Below are 24,662 nucleotides of genomic sequence, written 5' to 3' on the forward strand. Positions count from 1 at the left end.
TAAGCCCAAAGTAATCACTTACTTTGGGCTTATTGTTGGCAACTACATAATGGTTAAGCTAACGCGTTACTCTCCCACCAGCTTCTGCCACCAAGATAATGACTCACCACAATTAGCTACCGGATGATAGCTTGCGTCTAATGCTGGTAGACCGATAATATTGTCACAATTACCTTTCTTAGCCACACCCGTTGTACGATCAAAATAGCCATTAATTACGCCATTAACCGGCATCATACGTAAACTGAGCGGTGGACGTTCATGTAAAAAGGCTTGATACACTGCCATTGCGCCGCTGCTGCCATACAGGCCCGTTTTACTGTTATCGTCTTGACCAACCCAAATAGCCGCTACGTTACGTTCATCAAATCCAGCAAACCACGAGTCACGACTATCATTACTAGTGCCGGTTTTACCCGCTAAACGAACTCCAGGAAATGCTGCGCCTAAACGCTTAGCCGTACCATTACGTACTACCTGGTTCATTGCATATTGAACTAAGTAATCGGTCGCCGGATCGATCGCCATCGACGATGGAACACGAGTCACTTCCAACGCTTGGTTTTGACTGTCTAATACCGCGGTAATTGATGATAACTTACGATAGCGGCCTTCATCAGCAATGGTTTGATAAACTTGAGCCACCATTAATGGAGAGCCATTCACCGCCCCCAACAACATCGATGGATAAGGGGATATATCATCCTCCCAGCCCGATTTTTTCAATGTAGCAGCAACCTTTTCAACGCCAACAGCCAAACCAACATTAACCGTTGGAACGTTCATTGAATCTTTAAATGCGTTTAACAAAGGCACTTGACCACTGAACTTTTTATCAACGTTTTTAGGTGACCATGTTTTCCCTTGCTCATTTTTAAGGGTGATCGGTTTGTCCTCTACGGGAGTGGCTAGAGTAAATCTATCTGCTTGGCGTAATGCACTGGCATACACGAATGGTTTGATTAACGACCCAATGGGACGTCTAATCTCAACCGCGCGATTAAACCCTTCATAACTCGGTTGTTTATCACCCACCATCGCAGCAATGCCGCCGGTATATTTGTCAGTAACAACCATGCCGACTTGAACGTTTTTAGCCCGTTTATCCAGTGATGCCATGGTAGACAACACGGCTTTTTCTGCGGCTTCTTGGGCCATAGGATCGAGCGTGGTATACACTTTTACGCCCGACTGCTTCAGTAACGAATCACCATAACGGTCGCGTAACTCTTGTTTAACCACAGCAAAAAACGCTGGTAACTTCTGATGTACCGATTTTTTAGCGCTGCGTAAACCGATTGGCGACTCTGCTGCTGCTTTATATTGGGCAACGGTTAATTTATCGCTTTCCATTAGCAGACGTAACACTAAATCACGGCGCTCTTGAGCTCGTTCAGGGTAACGCCACGGGTTGTAATAAGAAGGTCCTTTAATGACCGCAACTAAAAAGGCTTGCTGCGACACGGTCAGCTCACCAATAGGGCGACCAAAGTAGAATTGTGAAGCTAACCCCATACCATGCACACCACGAGCCTTGTCTTGGCCCATGTACACTTCATTGAGATAAGCTTCTAGAATTTCATCTTTGCTATAACGAAAATCGATAATCAATGCCATTATCGCTTCACGCACTTTACGCACAATTGAACGTTCACTGCTTAAAAAGAAGTTTTTGGCTAACTGCTGGGTTAAGGTTGAACCACCTTGTACCGTCCGACCAGCAGTAATGTTGACTACGGCAGCACGTGCAATCGCCAATGGGTTAACCCCAAAGTGATCATAAAAGCTGCGGTCTTCAACCAAAATAAGTGCATCGATGATCATCGAAGGCATCTCTGGCGTTCGCACAAATAAACGGTCTTCGCCATCGCCGGTAATAATACGGTCAAGTAATACCGGTTCTAAATGAAATACCGCTAATTCCCGTTTATCTGACATCCGCTTAACTGAGCTAACGCCTTCAGAGTCAAAACTAATCATCACTCGTTGCTCGGCTTGATTGCCTTCGGGATGCAAAAATGGTCGACGCCATAATTCGATACGAGTACTTGAAGCAGAAAATTCGCCAACTTGTCGTGGATTAGACACTTTACGATAACCGAGTAACTTAAGCTCAGCCATTAACTGCGGATGGTTTACCGCAGCCCCTGGATATAATGCCATTGAACGACTAAACACCTGGGCAGGTAAATGCCACTTTTGGCCTTCAAATTTCTGCGCAATAATTTGGTCTAAATAAATCGCATAAAAGCTCACAACAGCGATACCAACGATTGATAATTTCCATGTGAGCGACCACAGTTTTTGCCACCAAGATGAGCCACTTTTTTTTGTGTTGGCTGAAGACTTTTTGGTTTTTTTACTCATAAATAATGGTTTCGTTTTCCATATAACGCTGAAATAATTGCATGTTATGAATAAGCTCGATGGCTTATTTACACGCCTGGAGTTTTCTTTTTAGTAAATTTTGTTGCCACAGTGTTCACTGGGTCATCAGGCCATAAATGCCTAGGATAACGACCGCGCATTTCTTTTTTTACATCAATATATGGCCCTTGCCAAAAGCTGGCTAAATCTGCCGTGGCGGCTAATGGTCGTTGTGCTGGCGACAACAACTCCATAGTAACCGTCATTTTGCCGTGTAATATTGTCGGGCTTTGCGCCATTCCTAATGCTTCTTGTAAACGTACACTAAGCAACGCACGGCCTTGCTGTTCGTTGTTATGATAAAAATGTCCGTCTGTATCAAGTGGCATCTGGTAACGGACGGGGGCACGTGTGCCAGTTGCCATCGGCCAATGTGTTGGCACCAGTTGATCTAATAGCTGTTGCTGTTGCCAATTGAGTAAATTTTTCACCAATCCATACGCGCCTACTTTAGACAATGCGGCCAATGAACGAATGTTGTCTAAATGCGGCCCAAGCCAATCTTCTAATGTAGCCAGCAAGTACTCATCGCTTAAACAAGGCCAATCATGCTCTGGCGCAAAGTATCGAGCTAATTCAACCCGATATTGTAACTGGATTAACAGATCATCACGATTAAGGATTGTTAACCCTTTTATACGGATTTGCGCTACTAATGCGGCGGTAATGTGTGCTCGTTCAGGTGTAATACCGGTGTCGATTTTAATGATAACCTCACCGATTTTGGTGTGCTTTTCAGCAAAGAAACGCCCTTTTGCTTCATCCCAACCACCGTGAACATGAGTGGTCACTAACGAGGCAAGTTCTGCAGTAAACAAGCGTTCATCTAACCTTGCCGCAAGGTAAATTTGCCCAGCATTACGACCTTGCATCTCTTGAAAGTCAGCAACCACTAACCAAGGTTCATGAGCCAAACTGTCTTCGGCATTGATCATCACCCCCGTACCATTACTTAACAAAAAGCCTTCATGACCACGGGCTTTGGCAATACGATCAGGGTAAGCAAGTGCTAACAAATAACTAATATCACGAGTAGAAGCATTACGTATTGCTTCATTGACCTGTCCCGATATCGCCAAAGATTGTTGCCATTGCCTTACTTGCTGTTTAATCTGCCCCTGCAAAGCCTCGGTCAAATAATGATGAATATCAGCGCCTTTTTTCGGTAGTCCACGGGCTTCAATAATGCCTGCTAATACGCAAGCCAGCAGGCAAAGTTGCGGCTGATTGTCGTGCAAGGCAAGTTGCTTAGCTTTAAGCAGCATATGCGCTAAGCGTGGATGGCAACCTAATGCATAAGCCTCTCGGCCAAGTGGCGTTAACTTATGTTGCTGGTTGATTAATTCCAGTTGAATAAGTAATCGCCAAGCGACTTGTTCGTGGATCGTAGGTGGCGGTGTGAGCAGCGATAATTCAGCAAATGATTTAGCGCCCCAATTAGCACAATCAAGCGCCATCGAAGTCAGTTCTGCTTGCGTAATTTCAGGCTCATCGACTTTACGCATTCGCCCTTGTTCTTCTTGGCTCCACAAACGCACACAATAACCCGCTGCTAAGCGCCCAGCTCGGCCACTACGCTGAATAGCCGATGCCTGGCTAATGCGCTTAAGCCCTAAGCGTGTCACGCCGGTTTTAGGGTTAAAACTCGCTTCACGTCGATAACCGCTGTCTATAACAAGGGTGATGCCTTCAATCGTTAAACTCGATTCTGCCACATTAGTCGCGAGAACTATTTTACGTTTACCCGGTTCTGCTGCACGAATGGCTTGATCTTGCTCCGCTGACGACAAGTCGCCATACATAGGACAAATAAGCCATGATGCATCTAAACGCTCACGCAATAATCCAGCTAATTTACGGATCTCACCTTTACCGGGTAAAAACGCCAAAACGCTGCCTTGTTGATATTGCGCTAGATTGGGATCTGAAATGGTATCGATAATCACGCGGGACATGTGTGTTAGCCACAACTGTTGTCCAGGGCAAGGCTGATAAGCAATCTCAACCTCAAAACTGCGGCCATCACTGTGTATTTGCGCAGCATCGGGCATTAACGTGTCTAGCGGTAAGCCAGACAAGGTGGCAGACATAGCAATAATGTGTAAATCGTCACGTAATGATTGCTGCACTTCCAATGCTAAAGCCAAGCCTAAATCAGTCGTAAGATGACGTTCATGTATTTCATCAAAAATAATCACATCAATCCCACTAAGCTCAGGGTCTTGTTGGATCATGCGGGTCAGAATACCTTCGGTGACAATTTCTAATCGAGTATCTGCACTGACTTTTGACTCACCGCGAACACGATAACCCACTTGCTGGCCAACATTTTGGCCCAATTGTTGGGCAATAAACTTGGCGACATTGCGGGCGGCGACTCGACGGGGTTCTAACATCAGAATTTTGCCACGAATTTCGGGCCAGGCTAACATCGCTAATGGTAATGCAGTGGATTTACCTGCACCGGTTGGCGCTTCGATAATGATGTGTGAATGGGCCGAAAACTGCACACGCAACGAGTCGAGTACCGCGTGAATCGGCAATGTCGTGGTCATCAATGATGGGTGCTGCTGCAAAACTTGTTTTGAGGTCAACGCGATTAACTTTTACGGCTATTTTCTGCGGCTCATTTTACCCACATTGTATCAAGGTGTCATTAATTGCCTATTTCACTGTCTATTTCACTACCTTTTTAACAAAGCAATTAACCGCTCTCAGTTATTGAGTTACTTTACTCACTCAACTTATGTTAACCAAGGAGTCCGTAAACCGTGTTGTAATTCAGCTAATCGTGTCGGTTTATTAATGGCATAGCCTTGCGCATAATCGACACCAATATTTTTCAGATATACACCAATGTCGGTGTTTTCAACAAACTCTGCGATAACTTCAAAACCCATGTCTTTACCGAGCTGACATATCGCCGAAACAATAGCTTTATCACTGCGGTTTTCGCATAAATTCACCACAAATTGGCCGTCAATTTTAACGTAATCAACATCAAGACACTTTAAATACGCAAAGCTGGAAAAGCCAGAACCAAAATCATCTAATGCAATCTTACAACCAAATGGCCGTAACAACTCAATTAACCCAGTAGCTTGGTCTAATTGGCTTACCGCTGCGGTTTCGGTAATTTCAAAACATAATTTACTCACCAGTTCAGGTTCAACCATTAAGCGCATTTCGAGCCAAGTCATGAACTTATTGTCGGCAAGTGACATCGCAGACAAATTCACCGACACCATTGAAAGCTGTTCCCATATGGCTAAATTATTACCACCCCACTTCAATAAATTATCGATAACCCAACGGTCTACTCGAGGCGCTAAGTTGTAACGCTCAGCAGCAGGTAAAAACACCCCTGGCGATACATACTGGCCATCGCTTTGTACCATGCGAAGTAGAATTTCCATGTGGATACCAGTGTCGGGTTTATCGAGCGGCTCGATTAATTGATAAAATAACTCAAACTGATTTAACGCCAGTGCGCCTGTAATATCCACAGATGCCAACATTTGGTTATACATCATGTGCATTTGTGGATCGTCAGGATTATAAAAATGCCAACGGTTACGGCCTTCTTCTTTGGCCAGACGGCAAGCGGCATCAGCTTTACTCATCACGCCGTAAATATCTGAGTCAACATAATCGACTTTGGCAATACCAATACTGGCACTAATATTGTGCTTGATACCTTTCCAAGTAAATTCATGATCAAACAACTGTTGGCAAATTCGTTTTGCCACTTGTTGCGCCGATGCGGTATCTGAATAGTGCATCAATAAGCCAAACTCATCGCCGCCTAAACGCGCAACAACATCGTCTTTACGTAATAATTGTTTTAATCGCACAGCCACTTGTTGCAGCAACACATCACCCGCTTGATGGCCGCTAAGATCATTTACCACTTGAAATTGATCGAGATCGAGAAAGGCAATACAAGCAGGTATATGCTCTTCATCTTTTAATAACTCTTCAAGCATGTTTTCGAACTGCAATCGATTTGGTAATCCGGTTAGCACATCATAATTTGAATGAAACGATAACTCATCGGCAAGTCGATAACGCTCGGTGACATCTTCAATCATTAACAATAACTGTTGCTGCTTATTAAGCGCATGACAAAAGCTGAATTTATACCAGTAAATTTGAACCCCATTTCGTAACGGTACTTCACACCAGGCTTGGCGTAAAATACCTTCTCGAACGATATGTAAGGTATCGAGTAACAAGGGATGATCTTCTTCTCGTAACAACGAAAATAAACTCTGCCCGACTGTAATGGGCAAATTTTGTTTACTCGCATCATTTTGCAATACAACATTATTGTGTAAATCAATCAGCGCACATGGCATCGGCAGTAACTGAAAAAGCTCTTGATACTGTTTATCTTTACTGTCTAAAAGCACGGATAAACGACGAAGCTCAAGTGAAGAGGCTAATTGGTATGCGGTGTCATCGAGTAACTTTTGCACAAACGCACAAGGATCGTCTTGCTGACCCACAACGGGATTAGCATCGGATGCACACATAGTGCCTAAAACAACTTTGACATTACCAACGTGCAAAACAGGACTCAGAGCAAGATGCTTACAATCAATATCGAGTTGATTAAAGATGTCTAAAAGCGGTGTAAGGAGTCGATTTTCATCAGCGGTAAATGATTTCTCTGGGGAATGGGGATAAATGATTGATTGATGGCTGTTAAATAATGATTCGCACAGTGATAAATTATCTTGTAAATGCTTGTTAAACAGCGCTTCTGATGCAGGTGAAGCACCAAAATGACTGACACATTGTTGCTCTGAAGTGTCGATAATATCAGTATCAACGGCAAATAATTTATCATATTGACTAGTCAACACAAATGCAGCGCTGCATTCTAGCCTTTGACAGACTAATTCTAATGCTTGATTAAGCAGTGATAACACCGAAGTATCATTACCCTCAATAGGTCCATTTGTAAAAACACTTTTCAATAGTTGCTGGGTGCTATCGGCCATTCATCAACTCATTCAAGGTTAGCAATTCAATTTGCTTGGGAATAAAATCAGTTATCTTGTGGATGCCATATCGCTAACTATAAGCACTAACTATAAGCACAATATTGATTATATAGTTAACTGAAACCACGATATGTTTTTAAAATTAGTAGCATTGTTAATCTATCAACGTTTATGTTTCAGCTCAATAAATAATAGGGCCAACCAGATGCAAACACCTTCGTCAGCAAGATTATTTGTCGGCTTTAGCTTAGACAAACCACAAATAGATAAAATATTACATCTACAACAAACACTTATAACTAAAATAAATACAAATTCAGTAGCCACTTTAGCACACAACTTACACATAACATTAGGCTTTTTCGGTCAAATAGATCCGACCACTTGTTCAAAAATCCGCGAAGCAATAAATCAGATGCCTAAAACAACTTTCAGCCAAATTATCGACACCTTTGCTTGGTGGCAAACAGCACAATTAATCTGTTTAAAAGGACAGGCGAGTGCATCATTAAACACTATGGCGAATGACATTAAGAACATTGCAAAAACTCATCATCTTGCCGTCAGTCAATACGATTATGTTCCGCACATTAGTCTATTTCGTGGGGTGACAACAGCTTCTTTACCAACCGAGGTAAAGGACACTCAGCTCATTATCGCACCAAGCCATTTGCACTTATATCAATCGACTGGCCGCCACAATAACGTTAACTACACGATAGTAGAAAGTTGGCCATTACTGCAAAAATAAAAAACCGTCACCACAGAATGTGAGCGACGGTTTTATGATACTGGCACCTGATGGCTAGTCTTTTAATAACTCAGCAATCGTCAATACGCCATGCGTTGTCGCACCAGCGGCCCATAACGCCGACGCTGATGATTCAAAAGCTCCAGCAAGATCAACGTGTAACCAATTCGCTTTTGGTGAAACAAAACGCCATAAGAAACCGGCCGCATTTGATGCACCACCAGCACCGCCACCTTTAACTGGTCGACTGTTTGCAGTATCAGCATAAGCTGATGGACACATATCTTTATGCCAAGCATCCAACGGCAATGGCCAAACGTTTTCAGAAACGGCTTCAGCACATTGTTGGGCAAGCTGTAATGTCGCCTTTTGTGGTGAAAAAATGGCGTTGTAGTTTGAGCCCACTGCCATCACTGCGGCACCAGTTAACGTTGCAGCATCAATAATTAAGCCTGCGCCCGTTTCTGATGCAGCTTGTAAACCATCAGCTAGCACTAAACGTCCTTCAGCATCAGTATTAACGATTTCAACCGTGGTGCCATTTTTGTAGGTTAGAACATCACCGAGTTTGAAAGCATTACCACTAACTAAGTTTTCTGCACAACATAAAAATAGCTTAACGCGTTTGTTCAAACCAGCCTTCATGGCTAATCCTAATGCAGCAGTAACCGTGGCAGCTCCGCCCATGTCACACTTCATCGCTAACATGCCTTCTGACGACTTCAAGCTATAGCCGCCTGAGTCAAACGTTATGCCTTTGCCCACTAACGCAACAGAGACTGGAGCATCCGCACCTAACGGATTAAAATCAAGCTCTAACAATGCAGGAGGACGTTCACTACCACGACCAACAGCATGAATTCCGACCCATTTTTTTTCTAATAATTCATGGCCTTCAATAATGTTAAAACTGACATGGTCACCACCAATATTTTTTAACCAAGACGCCGCTTGATTAGCTAACGATAATGGCGATAAATCTTCAGGAGTATCATTAATCAATTTACGAGCAAACTGGGCCGCTACAGCACGTTGATTCAACGTCTCTTTATCGGCGTCACTACCACACCAATCCACTTGGTATCCTGCTTTAGCCGTGGCAAAACCTTGTGCAAATGCCCACTGTGAATTCAGGGTCCATAAGCCGCCGTCCAGCTGCACATAATTAATGCCTTGATTGCGGATTTTTCTTGCCGCCATCTGTACTTGACGCAGTTCATCGCTACCCGATAGATGGATTGTTGCCTTAGTACCTTGGTAAGTCACATCAGCTTTACCCCAATGTTCTGCAGGGGCTTCGGTGGTGAGCGTAACGGTCATAATATTCATAATAATCCCTTGTAGTAAGCCAAATAACACCAATGCTCGAGCTTAATCACGAGCTAATGGCAGTAGTGTAGACAAAACATAATCGATAAACCAAGCTAAAGTTTGTTAGCATTGTTGTAAATCAACTCATTAGATGAGTCATCGATGAAATTTACTCCCGAATTAGAGTCCGGTGTATTAATTAAACGATACAAACGCTTTCTTGCCGATATCATGCTACCTAACGGGCAAGAAATCACTATTCATTGCCCAAATACTGGTTCAATGAAAAATTGCTTATTCCCTGGTGAAAAGGTGTGGTTTTCCACCTCCGACAATCCAAAACGAAAATATGCCCACACATGGGAACTAATGCAGACAGATCAGCAGCATTATATCGGGATTAATACCGGACGAGCCAATGCTCTTGCAGAAGAAGCGATTAATCGGCAAGTGATTACCGAACTGTTAGGTTACGAGCATTTAAAACGTGAAGTGAAGTACGGCAGTGAAAATAGCCGCATCGATATCTTGCTCACTAGCCAAAACCGACCTGAGTGCTATATTGAAGTGAAGAGCTGTACTTTGCTAGAAGATCAAATGGGTTACTTCCCAGATGCTGTAACCACGCGTGGACAGAAGCATCTGCGAGAATTAATCCACATGGTGGAATTAGGCCATCGTGCGGTTTTATTATTTGTGGTGCAGCACAGTGCCATCACGAGTGTTAAACCCGCGCGACACATAGATCCACATTACGCAGACTTACTTGAACAAGCCGTAGCAAATGGCGTTGAAGTGCTAGCTTACAAAACAGCGCTTTCGCCACAGGGAAGCCTGATCACTTCAGCTTGTAAAGTCATGCTGTAGATCAAAATAAAAATTAAATAACAGGTAAAAAATTTGCCACGCTATAGAGTTTCTGGTATAGATAGCGGCCATAAATTTAAGACGTCCTTAAAACGCAAATGATTACAGGAGATGCGTTATGCCTCAAGGCACGAAAAAACTTGGCGTACTCGCTATCGCTGGAGTAGATCCTTACCAGGAATCGGCTGGTGAAGAGTATATGAATACCAAGCAACGTGGTCACTTTACATTGATCCTCGAAGCATGGCGTAACCAATTGCGTGAAGAAGTCGACCGTACGTTAACTCACATGCAAGATGAAGCTGCAAACTTTCCTGATCCTGTCGACCGTGCAGCACAAGAAGAAGAATTCAGCTTAGAATTACGCGCTCGTGACAGAGAACGTAAATTGATCAAAAAGATTGAAAAGACTTTACAGTTGATCAAAGAAGATGATTTTGGTTTCTGCTTCTCATGTGGTGTAGAAATTGGTATCCGTCGACTTGAAGCTCGCCCTACAGCCGATCAATGTATCGATTGTAAAACGTTAGCTGAAATAAAAGAAAAACAAATGGCGGGTTAACCCGTTATTGATTAGGGCGAGATTATCTCGCCCTTTTTATTTTACTTTATTTACCCACTAACAAATTAACAAGGCTATTGTGTTGTCACATTAACTGACGATAATAACAATACGATGTTAACGACAAACAACGCTATAACATGATTCCCCCATCCTATATCGGACGTTTTGCGCCCTCACCATCAGGTTCACTGCATTTTGGCTCACTCGTTGCAGCATTAGGCAGTTATCTTCGCGCGCACAGTCAGCAAGGCCAATGGCTTGTCCGCATAGAAGATATCGACCCGCCACGCGAAGTCCCCGGTGCAAGCGATAATATCCTTAGAACACTCGATGCCTACGGCTTACATTGGCATGGAACCGTACTATTTCAACAGCAACGATATCAAGTTTATCAAGACCAAATTGAAGCGTTTATCGCCAGTGATCTTGCTTATTATTGCCAATGCACACGTAAAATAATCCAAACCAGTGGCGGCGTGTATGACGGCCGTTGTGGCCGACTTCAGCCTAGACTGACACACGGTGCAATTCGAATTCGTAATCACGTTAAAGTTGATCATTTTGTTGATAAACTTCAAGGCCCGGTGGTGGTTGATAAAGCTTTCGCCGAAGAAGACTTTATTATTAAACGCAGTGATGGTTTGTATGCTTACCAACTCGCCGTTGTACTCGACGATGCGTATCAAGGCATAACTGAAGTGGTCAGAGGTTGTGATTTACTTGAAGCCAGTTGCCGGCAAATTAGTTTGTTTACCCAATTGGAATTTACGCCACCTGATTGGCTACATTTACCGTTAGTTTGTGCCGAGAAAGGCTTTAAATTATCCAAGCAAAATTATGCTCCAGCTATCGATGTTATTCACCCTCAAGCCAGTATTAATGCCGCGCTTACCTTTTTAGGCCAAAAAGCTGTCGATGTAGATTCAGTAGAGGTGATGCTAAAGCAGGCTGTTGAACAATTTGACCTAAGCACGATTCCAGCACAAAAAGAAATTGTCTTATCGACAATAAACGACTAGGTATCATCATTAACCGACATAAGTTATTGCATTAAGCCCTTTTTAGCGCAACTGCACGTATACTCATTCAGTCACATTTAATGTATTATACCCGCCAGATTTTTAATCAAATTATTATAGCATTCCGAGGTGTATTATTTTTCGCCGTATTAGCCAATTCTGTAAACAGCTATTTGAAAACAACAAAGTAGCTCCAGTCCTTGAAGAACCGATTCAAGAAGATGGCTTACGTCTGGATATTATCTCCAGAGATGGTCACTCAATTTCACGTCGTCAAATTAGTGAAAATGCACTAAAAGTCCTTTATCGCCTTAATAAATCAGGCTACAAAGCTTATTTAGTCGGTGGTGGAGTACGTGACATTCTATTAGGTCTTGAACCAAAAGATTTTGACGTTGTTACTAATGCCACCCCAGATGACATTAAAAAGTTATTTCGCAATTGTCGCCTAGTCGGCCGTCGTTTTAGACTGGCGCATATCGTGTTTGGTCGTGATGTCATTGAGGTTGCCACTTTCCGCGGTCACCACAGTGAAAGCAATGATAAAGTGTCCAAATCCAACGCTGAAGGTCGTCTATTACGCGATAACGTCTACGGTGAGATTGATGAAGATGCTGAACGCCGTGACTTCACCATTAACGCGCTCTACTACGACATCAGTGATTATTCTATTCGCAGCTATGGTGGTGGAATAAACGATCTCAATGCTAGAACGATTAAGCTTATTGGCGATCCAGATACGCGTTACCGCGAAGACCCAGTGCGTATGCTTCGTGCAGTTCGTTTTGCAACGAAACTTGATATGCAAATCGATGCAGTGACAGCGGATCCCATCAAAGCCCTTGCTCCATTGCTAGCCGATATTCCTGCTGCGCGCATGTATGAAGAAGTATTAAAACTGTTTTTTGCTGGTAAAGCAGAAGCCAATTACAACATGATGCAACGTTTTGGTTTATTCGCGCCCTTGTTCCCACAAGTCGGTGCATTAATTGAAGAGTCGCCTAAAGGGCATGCCGCTAAAATGCTGCAAGTCGTTATGCGTAATACCGATATTCGTGTTAGCGAAGATAAAACCGTGACTCCGGCATTTTTCTTTGCGGCAATCTTATGGTATCCCGTTAAGCAACGAGCTGATGATATTGCCATTGAAAGCGGCTTAACTCATTACGATGCATATGTTGCTGCAATGGGTGATGTGCTTGAAAAACAGTGCCTAACAATTAGTTTACCTCGCCGATTTAGCACTCCTGCACGCGACATTTGGCAATTGCAGTTACGATTAGAGCGTGGTCAAGGCACTCGAGCATTTAAACTGCTAGAGCATCCTAAGTTCAGAGCAGCTTATGATTTACTGCTACTGCGCGGTGAAGTTGAAATGGGTAATATTGCCAAAATAGCTGAGTGGTGGAAGGCATTTGTAGAAGCCGATGAAACTGACCGTAGCGATATAGCTAAAAGCATCAAAGGCAGTAATAGTCGCAACAGAAATGCACCACAGCGTAAACGTCGCCGTAAACCAGCAGCCAAGCCTGCGGAAGAATAACAATCATGGCGGTTCAAGTTTATGTCGCCATAGGCGCTAATTTAGCCGAACCAATACAACAACTCGATGTTGCGGTATTGGCGCTAAAAGCATTGGCAATAAACAACACTTTTACAGTGTCAGCTTATTATGGTTCCAAGCCCATGGGTGATGTTATTCAGCCAGATTATGTCAATGCTGTCGCGGGATTTCAAACCTCGCTAAAGCCCATTGAGTTACTCGATGCTTTACAAGAGATTGAGCATCAACAAGGGCGTGTACGGCTTGAGCATTGGGGACCTCGTACCTTAGATTTAGATTTGTTACTCTATGGTCAACAACACATCAACGAATCTCGTCTTTGTGTGCCTCATTACGGCATGAAGCAACGCAGTTTTGTGTTAGTTCCATTAGCAGACATTGCACCAGCGCTAATATTACCTTGTAATACAAGCCTTGAAAGCCTTATTAGTGTGGCAATGCGTGATGAATTGCAAAAGCTTATCGATTAAAGTTGATCTTAACAGACAGAACATTAAGCTCAGCTTTTAGTATTTCAATATTGTTTTAAGAGTCTACTATGTCAAAAGTCACCAGTTCGACCCTGATCAAGTTCAAACAAGAAGGTAAAAAGTTCACCGCATTAACGGCTTATGACGCTAGTTTTGCCGGCGCATTTGACAGTGAAGGTGTGGATGTACTTTTAGTGGGTGATTCACTCGGTATGGTGCTTCAAGGCCATAACGATACCCTACCAGTAACCATTGCCGATATTGCTTACCATACCGCTTGTGTTAAACGTGGTGTTGCGCGCGCATTACTCATCGCAGACATGCCGTTTATGAGTTATAGCACCCCAGAGCAAACCATGAATAACGCGGCAATATTAATGCAGGCAGGTGCCAGCATGGTCAAATTAGAAGGTGGACATTGGCTACTTGAAAGCGTAAAAATGTTAACCGAACGTGGTATTCCAGTTTGTGCTCACCTAGGATTAACACCACAGTCGGTGAACGTTTTTGGCGGATTTAAAGTGCAAGGTCGCGATGCCGATAACGCGCAACGCATTCTAGATGAAGCTAAAGCATTGCAAGCTGCTGGTGCGCAATTATTAGTGGTTGAGTGTATTCCAGCCCCACTGGCTAAAGCCATTACTGAAGCACTAACCATTCCAGTTATTGGTATCGGCGCTGGTGCTGACACCGATGGTCAAATACTTGTTATGCATGATGTGTTAGGCATTTCGAGTGGCTACATTCCCCGTTTTTCAAAAAACTACCTCAAACAAACCGGCGAAATTCGCTCGGCTATCAGAGCCTATATTGATGAAGTTGCTAACGGCACATTCCCTGCTGAAGAACATACCTTTAATTAGTATATAATTCTGATAATAAAGGTTTATTACAATCTTTTGCCCTGCTATCTACGCTGCATTGACTTACACTCTATCGACAATTGATAAGTCGATGCACCTAGTTAGCAACACACGGCAAGTTTGATTTGCAGATGTAAAATAAACCCGTTGTTATCGATTACTCTAGCTCTTACCAGGGTTGAGGCTAATCAATAAATCTATATCAATGACTACATTGTTTTTATTAAGGTTCGAATAGAAAATGATAACCACCTCCGCTATCTCAACCATTCGCGAACATGTTAAGACTTGGCGCAGCAAAGGCGAAACGGTTGCTTTTGTGCCTACTATGGGTAATTTACACCAAGGTCACATCACCTTAGTGAATGAAGCTAAAAAGCGCGCAGACCATGTGGTGGTATCTATTTTTGTTAATCCAATGCAATTTAGCGCTAATGAAGACTTAGACGGTTACCCACGTACACTAATACAAGATAGTGACAAGCTGATGGCTGCCGGAACAGAAATACTCTTCACTCCAACACCAGAAATCATTTATCCCAAAGGCTTGGCGCAACAAACCTACATTGAAGTACCTGAAATTGGCGATGAATTATGCGGTGCAAGTCGTCCAGGTCATTTTCGTGGTGTGGCCACCATAGTCGCCAAACTGTTTAATATTGTTCAACCTGATATTGCCTTATTTGGCCGTAAAGATTTTCAACAATTGATGATTATCAAAACCATGGTTGAAGATTTATCGATGCCGATTGATGTAATAGGGGTGGAAACTATCCGAGAACAATCGGGTCTTGCGATGAGCTCTCGTAATGGCTATTTAACCATTGAAGAAAAGCACTCAGCAGCAACATTAAAACAAGCATTAGACAGTATTGTTAATGCGATTCAACGCGGTGAAGCAACACAACAAGCTATCACCACAGCCAAAAAACTACTGATAACAGCTGGTTTTACTCCTGATTATCTCGAAGTGAGAAATGCCAATACATTGCGTCAAGTCACAGCAGCAGACAGTGAGCTAGTGGTTATTGGGGCAGCGTATCTCGGTAAAGCGCGCTTGATTGACAATGTGTCATTTTCTCGTCATTCAAGTTAGGCATATAGATGGCTTAAGCTAAAAATCATTCAGTTTTAGCTTAAGCCAATAAAATAAAAAACAAAGATTTTTTTATTAATGAAATTTCCATTGTCAAAAAACTGGTTTTATCGATAAAATTGAACCATATTTAATCGGTAGAGTAATGTTACCGACGTGATTATTGCTATTTTTTTAGCAAAAAAATGATTGCGAAGTATTCAATGTCCGGTAACGAGTATGGGGAATGTCTTACTTGCAAAGCGCTAAAATATGCTAATCTGCTTAAGTAAATAAGCTCATCAAAACACGAGCTAAATAAGTGGGTTAGTAAGATTCAATAAAAAAACCTGTAACCAAAATCCGTAAATGGTGATTGCTTACCTATTAACAGCTAGACATGGTGGTCAGCTGTTAGGTTGAATGCATCATCGACAAGGCCCTAGTGTCGAAAACGTAAACCTCTGATATCAAAATCGTAATAGTGATGACAAAAGGATGTGTGGCCGCATGGCAAAAAGACTGTTATTCATCGTACTCGCCATGGGCGCTTTTACTGCTCAAGCTAATACTATTTACAAATGCATGATGGATGAAAAAGTCGTTTTCAGCCAAACAACTTGCCCCCAAGAATATAGCCAGCATAAAATTGAATATCAACTGGGTATCACCACTGAGGTCGACTCTGACAAGCGCGAGCTCAAACAAGATCCCTTAGAAGCACTCCTCAATAAACAAACCATTTCTAAAGAGGAATTACTGCAACTACTTGATGGTGAAATTTATCGCTTAAATCAAGAAAACAGCTATTTCGAAATTTTACGCGCTAGCGAAGTGCAAAAATTAGATCGTAAGCGTTACTGGCAAACTAAACCCAAAGATGACCCAAGTTATGGCCTAGAATTACAAGAAATCACTACACGCTTTAACGACCTCATTAAAAATAATACTAATGTTATCCAAATATTAACTAAGCATAAAATGAAGATATCTGCAGAAACTCCACCAGACGAATATATGAGTAACTAACCTCAACTCGTCATTAGCGTTGAGGTGTCACTCAATGTTAATCCGGTTTGAACAATCCTATCATGCTGCCAGTCGTTTTTTGAGGCACTTTAATATCTGTTTGTTGCTCACGGTAATCACAGTCAGTACATTCAACCGTTTCAATTCCATTTTCTTTAAACAATAAAATACTGTCTTTAGCACTGCATTTAGGGCATTTAGCGCCTGCAACAAAACGCTTTTTAATTTTGGTCATGATTTACTCGACTTAGTGTTTACTGGTTGAGCTGTTAACTCAATAAGGTCTTTACCTGATTTATACGCCTATTTTGCCATGATTAGCCCACATGAGTCCCGTGATTGTGGGAAATAAATCGTAGATGCGATATTATCTGCACCATTATTCTATTCTTAAGTATCAAGTTGTAATTAATGATCAACATAAGCCAAGCTCAGTTAATTCGCGGCAGTAAAACCTTACTCGATGAAACCTCACTGACGATTTATCCCGGACACAAGGTTGGCCTTGTCGGCGCCAACGGTACAGGTAAATCATCATTGCTTGCCTTGATTTTAGGTCATTTACATCTAGATAAAGGTGAGTTTAGTTTCCCCTCAGGTTGGCAAGTTGCCTCTGTTGCGCAGGAAACTCCGGCATTAGATGTGTCGGCACTTGAGTATGTCCTCGACGGTGACACCGAATACCGAGATTTAGAAGCCCAACTAGAGAAAGCTCAAACCGACAATAATGGTAATGCCATTGCGCTTATTCATGGCAAAATTGATGCAATTGGCGGCTATGCCATTAAAGCGCGAGCAGGCGCGCTATTAGCAGGCTTAGGATTTAAGGATGCAGACCAAAGTAACCCGGTAAAAAGCTTCTCTGGTGGTTGGCGTATGCGTCTCAACTTAGCCCAAGCACTCTTATGTCGTTCAGACTTATTGTTACTCGATGAGCCAACCAACCACTTAGACCTAGACACCATGTATTGGTTAGAAGGTTGGATAAAATCTTATCAAGGGACACTCATTTTGATCAGCCACGATCGTGACTTTATCGATGGCATTGTTGGTGAAATTGTTCATGTTGAAAATCACAAATTAAATTACTACAAAGGTAATTACTCTTCTTTTGAACGAGTGCGCGCTGAACGCATGGCCCAGCAGCAAGTAGCCTTTGAGCGTCAGCAAAAAGAGCGCTCGCATATGCAGTCATTTGTTGATCGGTTTCGCTATAAAGCCAGTAAAGCTAAACAAGCACAAAGCCGCTTGAAAGCACTCGAGCGCATGGCCGAGTTGCTGCCATCGCAAGTAGACAATCCATTTCAAATGGCCTTTAGAGAACCAGAAGCGCTACCGAACCCATTAGTGGTAATGGAAAATGTCTCTATTGGTTATGAAGATAATACCATCCTGAAACAGGTTGAGTTAAATCTCGTTCCTGGTGCGCGTATTGGTTTGTTGGGTAGAAATGGTGCCGGTAAATCAACGCTGATCAAACTGTTATCAGGCCAACTACAAGCCAAAACGGGTAAGTATCAACCTAACCCAGGATTAAATATTGGTTATTTTGCTCAGCATCAAGTTGAATTTTTAACGCTTGATGATTCTCCAATGCAACACTTGGCTAGACTCGCGCCAGCAAGTGTTCGCGAACAAGAATTACGTAACTTTTTAGGTGGGTTTGGCTTTAATGGTGATATGGCCTTATCGCCAGTACGGCCGTTTTCTGGCGGCGAAAAAGCCCGCCTAGTATTAGCATTAGTGGTTTGGCAGCGTCCAAATTTACTATTACTCGATGAACCGACCAACCATTTAGATTTAGAGATGCGTCACGCACTCACCATGGCATTGCAAACCTTTGAGGGCGCAATGGTTATCGTGTCACACGATCGTCACCTATTACGATTAAGTTGTAGTGATTATTACTTAGTTGACCAAGGTGTTGTAACACCTTTTGATGGCGACTTAGATGACTACCATCAATGGTTGCTAGATGCCGCTAAACTAGCACAAGCCAACAACAAAACAGATGTAGGCGCTAGCAGCGATGCTGTTGATAAAAAACAGCAAAAAAGAATGGAAGCTGAATTACGTCAGAAAGTATCGCCGCTGAAAAAACAACAAGTAAAGTTAGAAACTCAACAGCAAAAAATTAATGCCCGATTAGCCGAATTAGAAATTGAGTTAGCCGATGGCAGCTTATACGAAACAGAGAACAAAGCTAAAATGACCAATGTTCTCAACGAACGGACTACGCTGACTCAAGCTATGGATGAAAGTGAAATGCATTGGTTAGAGATTCAAGAGCAGATCGATATTTTTGAGCAAGATTGCCTATAAGCAATTGCTCTTCATTATTTTATTGTCATTTGTGGTGTAAAATAGCATCACAAAGGCAACAAGGAATACGGTATGTCGCGGCCTTCTCACCACCAAACATTCAGCTATTTAATTTGGCGTGATTGCGAACAAAACTATTCAATTAATCCTAAATTTTACATAAGCTTACAAGATAGTTACCAAGTAAATGTTAACCTTTTACTATTAGCTCAATTCCTAGATCAACAACATTATGTGTTAACCCAGCAGCAGTGGGAATTATTAACGGGTGCTATAGAACAATGGGAAGAAAATGTGTTGCAACCTTATCGACGATTACGTCGGATTGCTAAAGTACACTTAGACAGTGAAGAATATCAAAAAATGCTCGACGTAGAGCTAATTATGGAACGTAAATCTCAGTACATGTTATTGCATAAATTGAACTTGCTGCAGAGGACAACGTTAGATACTGAGCCTGATAATACTGAGCCGAGTAATATACAACACTATCTTAGCTTATTTGGCTTAGATGGAAGCATTATGGCTGAATTAACCACCCAAGTAGGTTTGACTAACTCGTAACACATTGTCTGGTTACGACTTGTAATATTACCTTGATATACCGCCCACCGGCGGCATATCAAGCTAGTTAATCTAGCCAGTTTGAGTCAATTTTTGTGCTAATGCCGTTGCATTTCGAGCCACAATACCATAAATAGACAACTGCGGATTCGCGCCTAAACTGGTTGGGAATACCGAACCATCCATCACCGATAAATTTTCAAGGTAATGCGAATTACCAAAACCATCGACCATTGAAAGGGTTTTATCTTCACCCATTGCACAACCGCCCATCACATGGGCCGACGCGACAATGGTTTTTAATAAACCTAAATCGGCATTATTAATAGCCTGCTTTGCTTCACTCCACGAATTAAGAAAAGCCAAGCCATCATGCATCGGCAACACCTTTTTGGCACCTGCAGCAAATTGTAATTCGGCCATCGACAAAAATGCCCTACGAGCACCGTCCCAAAAACCTTTATCTAAAGGATAATCTAACGCCAAACTAGTATCGGTTAATCTTACCTGACCACCAGGACATTGCTGATTGAAACCATCACGAATAAGCGCAATAGTCACCTGCATTTGGTTAAAATTAGCCATTAATTGTGCGTGGCTCACACCATAACCAATGGTTTTAGATGCAATCAACACGGGATGTACAGGCGCAACTTCAAGCTTATAACCTAGATCACCAGACGCGCCATCACGCCAAACAAATTCATCTGAATAGATAGATTGCGGCGCACCACTGTGACCATTAATTTGTTCTGCAAAAATACCGCCCGATAACAATGACGGATGTAAAAACGTTTTACCTAATTGTTTATGTGGATCTGGGGTGTTAGAACGCATTAATATCGTTGGTGTATGAACTGCACCCGCACTTAAAATATAATGTTTAGCACTAAAGGTAATGTTCACTGATGTTGGCTTTAGCCCTTCGGTTAATGCCTGGGCCGTTAAACCAACAACTTGATCGCCTTTGTGTTCAAGTTTGATCACCTTAGCGCGAGAAATCAGCGTTGCGCCTTTGTCTAAGGCAGCAGGTATGGTGGTCACTAGCATTGATTGCTTGGCGTTTACGGGGCAACCCATGCCACAATAACCGGTATTCCAGCAACCTTTAACATTACGTTTAATAACGGTGTAATCCCAACCCAGCTTTTCACAACCTTCGCGCAATGCACCATTATTTCTATTGGGTTCAAACTGCCACTGTTCAATATTGAGCCGCTGTTCCATTAACTCAAACCAAGGCAGTAAATCTTGCGAAGACAGGCCTTTTACTGACTTTTCTTGCTCCCAAAAGGCCAAGGTTTGCTCGGGGGTTCTAATTGAAGTAGTCCAATTGACCGTGGTTGAACCGCCTACCGTTCGACCTTGAAATATACCAATACCTTTATCAGCAGTTTTCATTGCAGCAGCTTGTTGGTACAAATTCGGATAAGCGTGGCGCTCTTCCATATCAAAGTGAGTTGATGATTTAAGCGAGCCGCCTTCAATCATAATCACTTTCAATCCAGCTTCAGTGAGTATTTCTGCTGCGGTGCCACCGCCCGCTCCGGTACCAACAATAACAACATCAGCGTCAAAGTGACGATCCATTTCTAAGGTACTAGCATCGATATGATGCCAGCCTGAACTTAATCCGGTAATAATAGGATCAATAATGGCCAAGGGAGAGCTCCTTACATGAGGGATTAATGCGCGTTATGCACCAAGAAAGTAGGCTTTACATAACGTAAATTGCCCCAATGTTCCGGACAGGCGTAATAACTTGCCATTATCAATTCACGTAATCCGTTATAAGCGGTCGTTAACATGTCCAAATAGTTGTGGCGCCAAAACTCTAACATGTCAATCAATTGCTTTGGTTCACGCATTAACAACGGTGTCATACTGCCACTGAGCAACAATAGACCAAAGCGACCTTCAAGCAACTCTAACAATTCCATCAGCTCTTGCTGTTGTTCAATCGGCAAATGGGTAATTGATTGTGAAATTGCATCCAATGTGCGATTTATCGCGATTTCTCTATGGCTAGGAACCTCGGGCAATGCACCGTCTAAGAACACTGGCAGCAATACACTAAACAACACTCGGTGATGAATATCATCGCTAGAAGTCGTGATACTGGGTGAATATAAATTAACGCCTAGTGCTATTGCTGCAGTTCCAGCAAAAGCACCCGTAATAAAGGTACGCCGCTTCATTTACTTCCCCTTGAGTTTATTGTTGTCTCTATTTTTTATGTGGTAGAGTGGCATGAGTAACATTTAAACATACGTTTAAATTTTCACAAACTATTACAGAAATATTCCTTTTATGAAAACCTTGTTCACTCCGCCTTGGTGGGCTGCTAGCCCGCATGTACAAACGATTCTACCGTTCATTTTCAAAGTGGCCAGACCAATAACATTTAGGCAAAGACAAGAGTTACCCGACGGCGATTTTATCGATTTAGATTGGCTGGGCCAAGCCCAAAATGGCGCGCCTATCTTAGTTATCATTCATGGTCTTGAAGGTAACACTGAATCGCATTATGCACGCAGAATGCTCATCGAAGCAAAAAAAGCAAAAATGTCTGCTGTTGTTCACCATCATCGGGGGTGTTCTGGTGAACCCAATCGCTTAGCTCGCAGTTATCATAGCGGCGATGTTAACGACTTAGCCCATACCCTAGAGCAACTAAAGCATTACTATCCAGACTCACCATTGTATGCTGTCGGCTACAGCTTGGGCGGTAATGTACTAGCAAAATACCAAGGCAGTAAAAAACAGCATAGCTTACTTGAACGTGCTGTGGTGGTGTCAGCCCCTCTCACGCTAGGAGCCTGTGCTAAACGCTTAGAAAGTGGCTTTTCAACTCTGTATCAACGCTTTTTAATTAAACGCTTACAACATAAAATGCTCGACAAACTCAACACTGCTGATTTAACCGAGCAAATGCCGATCACTAAAGAGCAGCTCAAAATGCTCAATACCTTTTATTTGTTTGACGATAAAGTCACTGCACCTTTGCATGGTTTTATTGACGTAAATGATTACTATCAACAATCTAGCGGCCTTGGCTATTTGCAGCATATCACCAAGCCTACTTTAGTCATCCACGCCAAGGATGACCCCTTCATGACCGATGAAGTGATCCCAAAGCAAGCTCAATTATCACCTATGGTTGAATACGAGTTGCATGAGTGTGGTGGACATGTAGGGTTTGTTGAAGGTGGGTGGCCTTGGAAACCGCGCTTTTACCTCGAGCGTCGCATCATCGAGTTTATTCGAACTACAGGTGATACAGCAACCGAACACGATACCTCCGCGTCTTTAGTCAGTCATAAATAGGAAATACACCATGCTTGTGCCTTATGAAGCGTTACTTTCATTACCTCAAGAAGTACTTCAGCGTATGATAAAAGAATATCTGTTATCACAACTTGAAGATGGCAGTTTTAGTGACGCAGACGAACAACAATTAAGTCGCGCAATTGACCAATGTAAGCTAGCACTAAAAAAGGGCGAGCTAGTGGTTGAATATAGTGAGGATGATGAGTCTATCGCCATTAGGCAACGCGAGCATATTTCACGTTCATCTTTCGACTAGCTGTAATACAAAACGATGGTTTTACTACAAAATGATCACATTGTTACCTGCGAATAATTGACCCACGGGTGATGATTACCGTATAACTAGTGACTCGATTTTTCACGTCCACAACATTACCTAGGCAAATAATATGTCAGCAAAACATCCTATTATTGCTGTAACCGGTTCATCCGGTGCTGGCACAACTACGACCACAACTGCCTTCATTCATATTTTTAGACAGTTGGGTATCAATGCTGCATTCGTTGAAGGGGATAGTTTCCATAATTTCACCCGCGCTGAAATGGAAGTGTTAATTAGAAAATCACAGGCTGAAAATCGAAACTTAAGCTATTTTGGTCCCGAAGCGAATAATTTCAAAAAGCTCGAAGAATGTTTTACCAGTTATGGTGATACAGGTAATGGCCAAACCCGCAGCTACTTACACACCTTTGATGAAGCGGTGCCATTTAATCAAATGCCCGGTACATTTACGCAATGGCGTGATTTGCCAGCCAATACCGATATGCTGTATTACGAAGGACTGCACGGTGGTGTGGTAACGGAAGATGCCGATGTCGCTAAACATGTTGATCTTTTGATAGGCATGGTGCCGATTGTTAACTTAGAGTGGATCCAGAAGATTATTCGCGACACAAATGATAGAGGCCATAGTCGTGAAAAAGTCATGGGCTCAATAGTCCGTAGTATGGACGATTACATCAAGCACATGACGCCACAATTTTCACGGACACACATTAATTTTCAACGAGTGCCGACTGTAGACACCTCGAACCCTTTTAGCGCAAAAGACATACCAAGCTTAGATGAAAGCTTTTTAGTTATTCGCTTTCGCGGTATTAATAATGTTGATTTCCCTTATTACCTCAACATGATCCAAGGCTCATTTATGTCACGCGTCAATACACTAGTTGTTCCTGGTGGAAAAATGTCTCTGGCTATGGAATTAATTTTAACGCCTTTGGTTAAAGACTTAATGGATAAACGTCTAGAGTTGCAAAACCTTGATGATATCAAACTCGATTAAGTTTGATTTAAGTCAGAACAATTAAGATAGCCGCATCGTGATTTCGAGCGAAAGAACGGCAGTTGATGTGCTTGGGGTGCTAATTCCCCCTTTTTTCTGTTAGCGCATTGAGCACATCAACGAAACCAAACAACATCGATGCTCAAGCACTAACATTAGCTATTATCCCTTCTGATAAACAAGTCAATACACGGACCGGTTGATAATAGT

General features: G+C 42.5%; 21 protein-coding genes. 14 read left to right on the plus strand and 7 right to left on the minus strand.

The window, feature by feature from the left end:
* Nucleotides 1-66 precede the first annotated feature (66 nt).
* The 3 genes from mrcB to SFRI_RS16875 all read right to left on the minus strand — a co-directional run bounded on the left by mrcB (nt 67) and on the right by SFRI_RS16875 (nt 7,433).
* Nucleotides 67-2,367 carry a penicillin-binding protein 1B gene (mrcB, locus tag SFRI_RS16865; RefSeq protein ID WP_011638709.1) on the minus strand — a complete coding sequence of 767 codons (2,301 nt, stop codon included), beginning with the start codon at nt 2,365-2,367 and terminating at the stop codon, nt 67-69.
* Between the two features lie 68 nt (nt 2,368-2,435).
* Nucleotides 2,436-4,982: an ATP-dependent helicase HrpB gene (gene hrpB, locus SFRI_RS16870; protein WP_011638710.1), complete on the minus strand. Its 2,547-nt coding sequence runs from the start codon at nt 4,980-4,982 to the stop codon at nt 2,436-2,438.
* A gap of 189 nt (nt 4,983-5,171) precedes the next feature.
* On the minus strand, nt 5,172-7,433 hold the full coding sequence (locus tag SFRI_RS16875; RefSeq protein ID WP_011638711.1) for a putative bifunctional diguanylate cyclase/phosphodiesterase: 2,262 nt from the start codon (nt 7,431-7,433) through the stop codon (nt 5,172-5,174).
* Nucleotides 7,434-7,641: 208 nt separating this feature from the next.
* Between SFRI_RS16875 and thpR the strand changes: the two genes are divergently transcribed.
* Nucleotides 7,642-8,187 (plus strand): RNA 2',3'-cyclic phosphodiesterase, encoded by a 546-nt coding sequence (gene thpR / locus SFRI_RS16880; RefSeq protein WP_167526100.1) that lies wholly within the window; start codon nt 7,642-7,644, stop codon nt 8,185-8,187.
* 54 nt (nt 8,188-8,241) lie between these two features.
* Here the strand turns inward: thpR and pepB are convergent, their stop codons facing one another.
* On the minus strand, nt 8,242-9,516 hold the full coding sequence (gene pepB / locus SFRI_RS16885; protein WP_011638713.1) for an aminopeptidase PepB: 1,275 nt from the start codon (nt 9,514-9,516) through the stop codon (nt 8,242-8,244).
* 144 nt (nt 9,517-9,660) lie between these two features.
* On the opposite strand from pepB, the gene sfsA reads away from it, so the two are divergent.
* From sfsA to SFRI_RS16925, 8 genes are all read left to right on the plus strand, one after another.
* On the plus strand, nt 9,661-10,365 hold the full coding sequence (gene sfsA / locus SFRI_RS16890; RefSeq protein ID WP_011638714.1) for a DNA/RNA nuclease SfsA: 705 nt from the start codon (nt 9,661-9,663) through the stop codon (nt 10,363-10,365).
* A gap of 118 nt (nt 10,366-10,483) precedes the next feature.
* A complete protein-coding gene (gene dksA / locus SFRI_RS16895; RefSeq protein ID WP_011638715.1) occupies nt 10,484-10,927 on the plus strand; it encodes an RNA polymerase-binding protein DksA in 444 nt (147 codons plus the stop codon).
* A gap of 140 nt (nt 10,928-11,067) precedes the next feature.
* Nucleotides 11,068-11,949: a tRNA glutamyl-Q(34) synthetase GluQRS gene (gluQRS, locus tag SFRI_RS16900; RefSeq protein ID WP_011638716.1), complete on the plus strand. Its 882-nt coding sequence runs from the start codon at nt 11,068-11,070 to the stop codon at nt 11,947-11,949.
* A 241-nt stretch (nt 11,950-12,190) separates the two neighbouring features.
* Nucleotides 12,191-13,492, plus strand: a complete 1,302-nt coding sequence (gene pcnB / locus SFRI_RS16905; RefSeq protein WP_041413205.1) for a polynucleotide adenylyltransferase PcnB — start codon at nt 12,191-12,193, stop codon at nt 13,490-13,492.
* A 5-nt stretch (nt 13,493-13,497) separates the two neighbouring features.
* The gene (folK, locus tag SFRI_RS16910) at nt 13,498-13,983 is read left to right on the plus strand and encodes a 2-amino-4-hydroxy-6-hydroxymethyldihydropteridine diphosphokinase (RefSeq protein WP_011638718.1); all 486 of its coding nucleotides are present in this window, start codon (nt 13,498-13,500) and stop codon (nt 13,981-13,983) included.
* Between the two features lie 68 nt (nt 13,984-14,051).
* Entirely contained in the window at nt 14,052-14,846 is a 795-nt protein-coding gene (panB, locus tag SFRI_RS16915) for a 3-methyl-2-oxobutanoate hydroxymethyltransferase (protein ID WP_011638719.1), read from the plus strand.
* Nucleotides 14,847-15,087: 241 nt separating this feature from the next.
* Nucleotides 15,088-15,942: a pantoate--beta-alanine ligase gene (gene panC / locus SFRI_RS16920; RefSeq protein ID WP_011638720.1), complete on the plus strand. Its 855-nt coding sequence runs from the start codon at nt 15,088-15,090 to the stop codon at nt 15,940-15,942.
* Nucleotides 15,943-16,431: 489 nt separating this feature from the next.
* On the plus strand, nt 16,432-16,950 hold the full coding sequence (locus tag SFRI_RS16925) for a hypothetical protein (RefSeq protein ID WP_011638721.1): 519 nt from the start codon (nt 16,432-16,434) through the stop codon (nt 16,948-16,950).
* 37 nt (nt 16,951-16,987) lie between these two features.
* Here the strand turns inward: SFRI_RS16925 and SFRI_RS16930 are convergent, their stop codons facing one another.
* Nucleotides 16,988-17,185, minus strand: coding sequence for a YheV family putative zinc ribbon protein (locus tag SFRI_RS16930; protein ID WP_011638722.1), 198 nt, complete (start codon nt 17,183-17,185; stop codon nt 16,988-16,990).
* A 176-nt stretch (nt 17,186-17,361) separates the two neighbouring features.
* Here SFRI_RS16930 and SFRI_RS16935 point away from each other — a divergent pair, with 176 nt between their 5' ends.
* Nucleotides 17,362-19,272, plus strand: coding sequence for an ABC transporter ATP-binding protein (locus SFRI_RS16935; RefSeq protein ID WP_011638723.1), 1,911 nt, complete (start codon nt 17,362-17,364; stop codon nt 19,270-19,272).
* 72 nt (nt 19,273-19,344) lie between these two features.
* Nucleotides 19,345-19,836: a TIGR02444 family protein gene (locus SFRI_RS16940; protein WP_011638724.1), complete on the plus strand. Its 492-nt coding sequence runs from the start codon at nt 19,345-19,347 to the stop codon at nt 19,834-19,836.
* A gap of 72 nt (nt 19,837-19,908) precedes the next feature.
* Here the strand turns inward: SFRI_RS16940 and SFRI_RS16945 are convergent, their stop codons facing one another.
* Nucleotides 19,909-21,498, minus strand: a complete 1,590-nt coding sequence (locus SFRI_RS16945) for a GMC family oxidoreductase (RefSeq protein ID WP_011638725.1) — start codon at nt 21,496-21,498, stop codon at nt 19,909-19,911.
* Between the two features lie 23 nt (nt 21,499-21,521).
* A complete protein-coding gene (locus SFRI_RS16950) occupies nt 21,522-22,034 on the minus strand; it encodes a hypothetical protein (protein WP_011638726.1) in 513 nt (170 codons plus the stop codon).
* A 112-nt stretch (nt 22,035-22,146) separates the two neighbouring features.
* Between SFRI_RS16950 and SFRI_RS16955 the strand changes: the two genes are divergently transcribed.
* From SFRI_RS16955 to SFRI_RS16965, 3 genes are all read left to right on the plus strand, one after another.
* Nucleotides 22,147-23,163 carry a hydrolase gene (locus tag SFRI_RS16955; RefSeq protein ID WP_011638727.1) on the plus strand — a complete coding sequence of 339 codons (1,017 nt, stop codon included), beginning with the start codon at nt 22,147-22,149 and terminating at the stop codon, nt 23,161-23,163.
* Between the two features lie 10 nt (nt 23,164-23,173).
* Nucleotides 23,174-23,422, plus strand: coding sequence for a YheU family protein (locus SFRI_RS16960; RefSeq protein WP_011638728.1), 249 nt, complete (start codon nt 23,174-23,176; stop codon nt 23,420-23,422).
* A gap of 133 nt (nt 23,423-23,555) precedes the next feature.
* Entirely contained in the window at nt 23,556-24,452 is an 897-nt protein-coding gene (locus SFRI_RS16965) for a phosphoribulokinase (protein ID WP_011638729.1), read from the plus strand.
* The last annotated feature ends 210 nt before the right edge of the window (nt 24,453-24,662 follow it).

The sequence above is a fragment of the Shewanella frigidimarina NCIMB 400 genome (assembly GCF_000014705.1).
GTDB classification, from domain to species: Bacteria; Pseudomonadota; Gammaproteobacteria; order Enterobacterales; family Shewanellaceae; genus Shewanella; species Shewanella frigidimarina.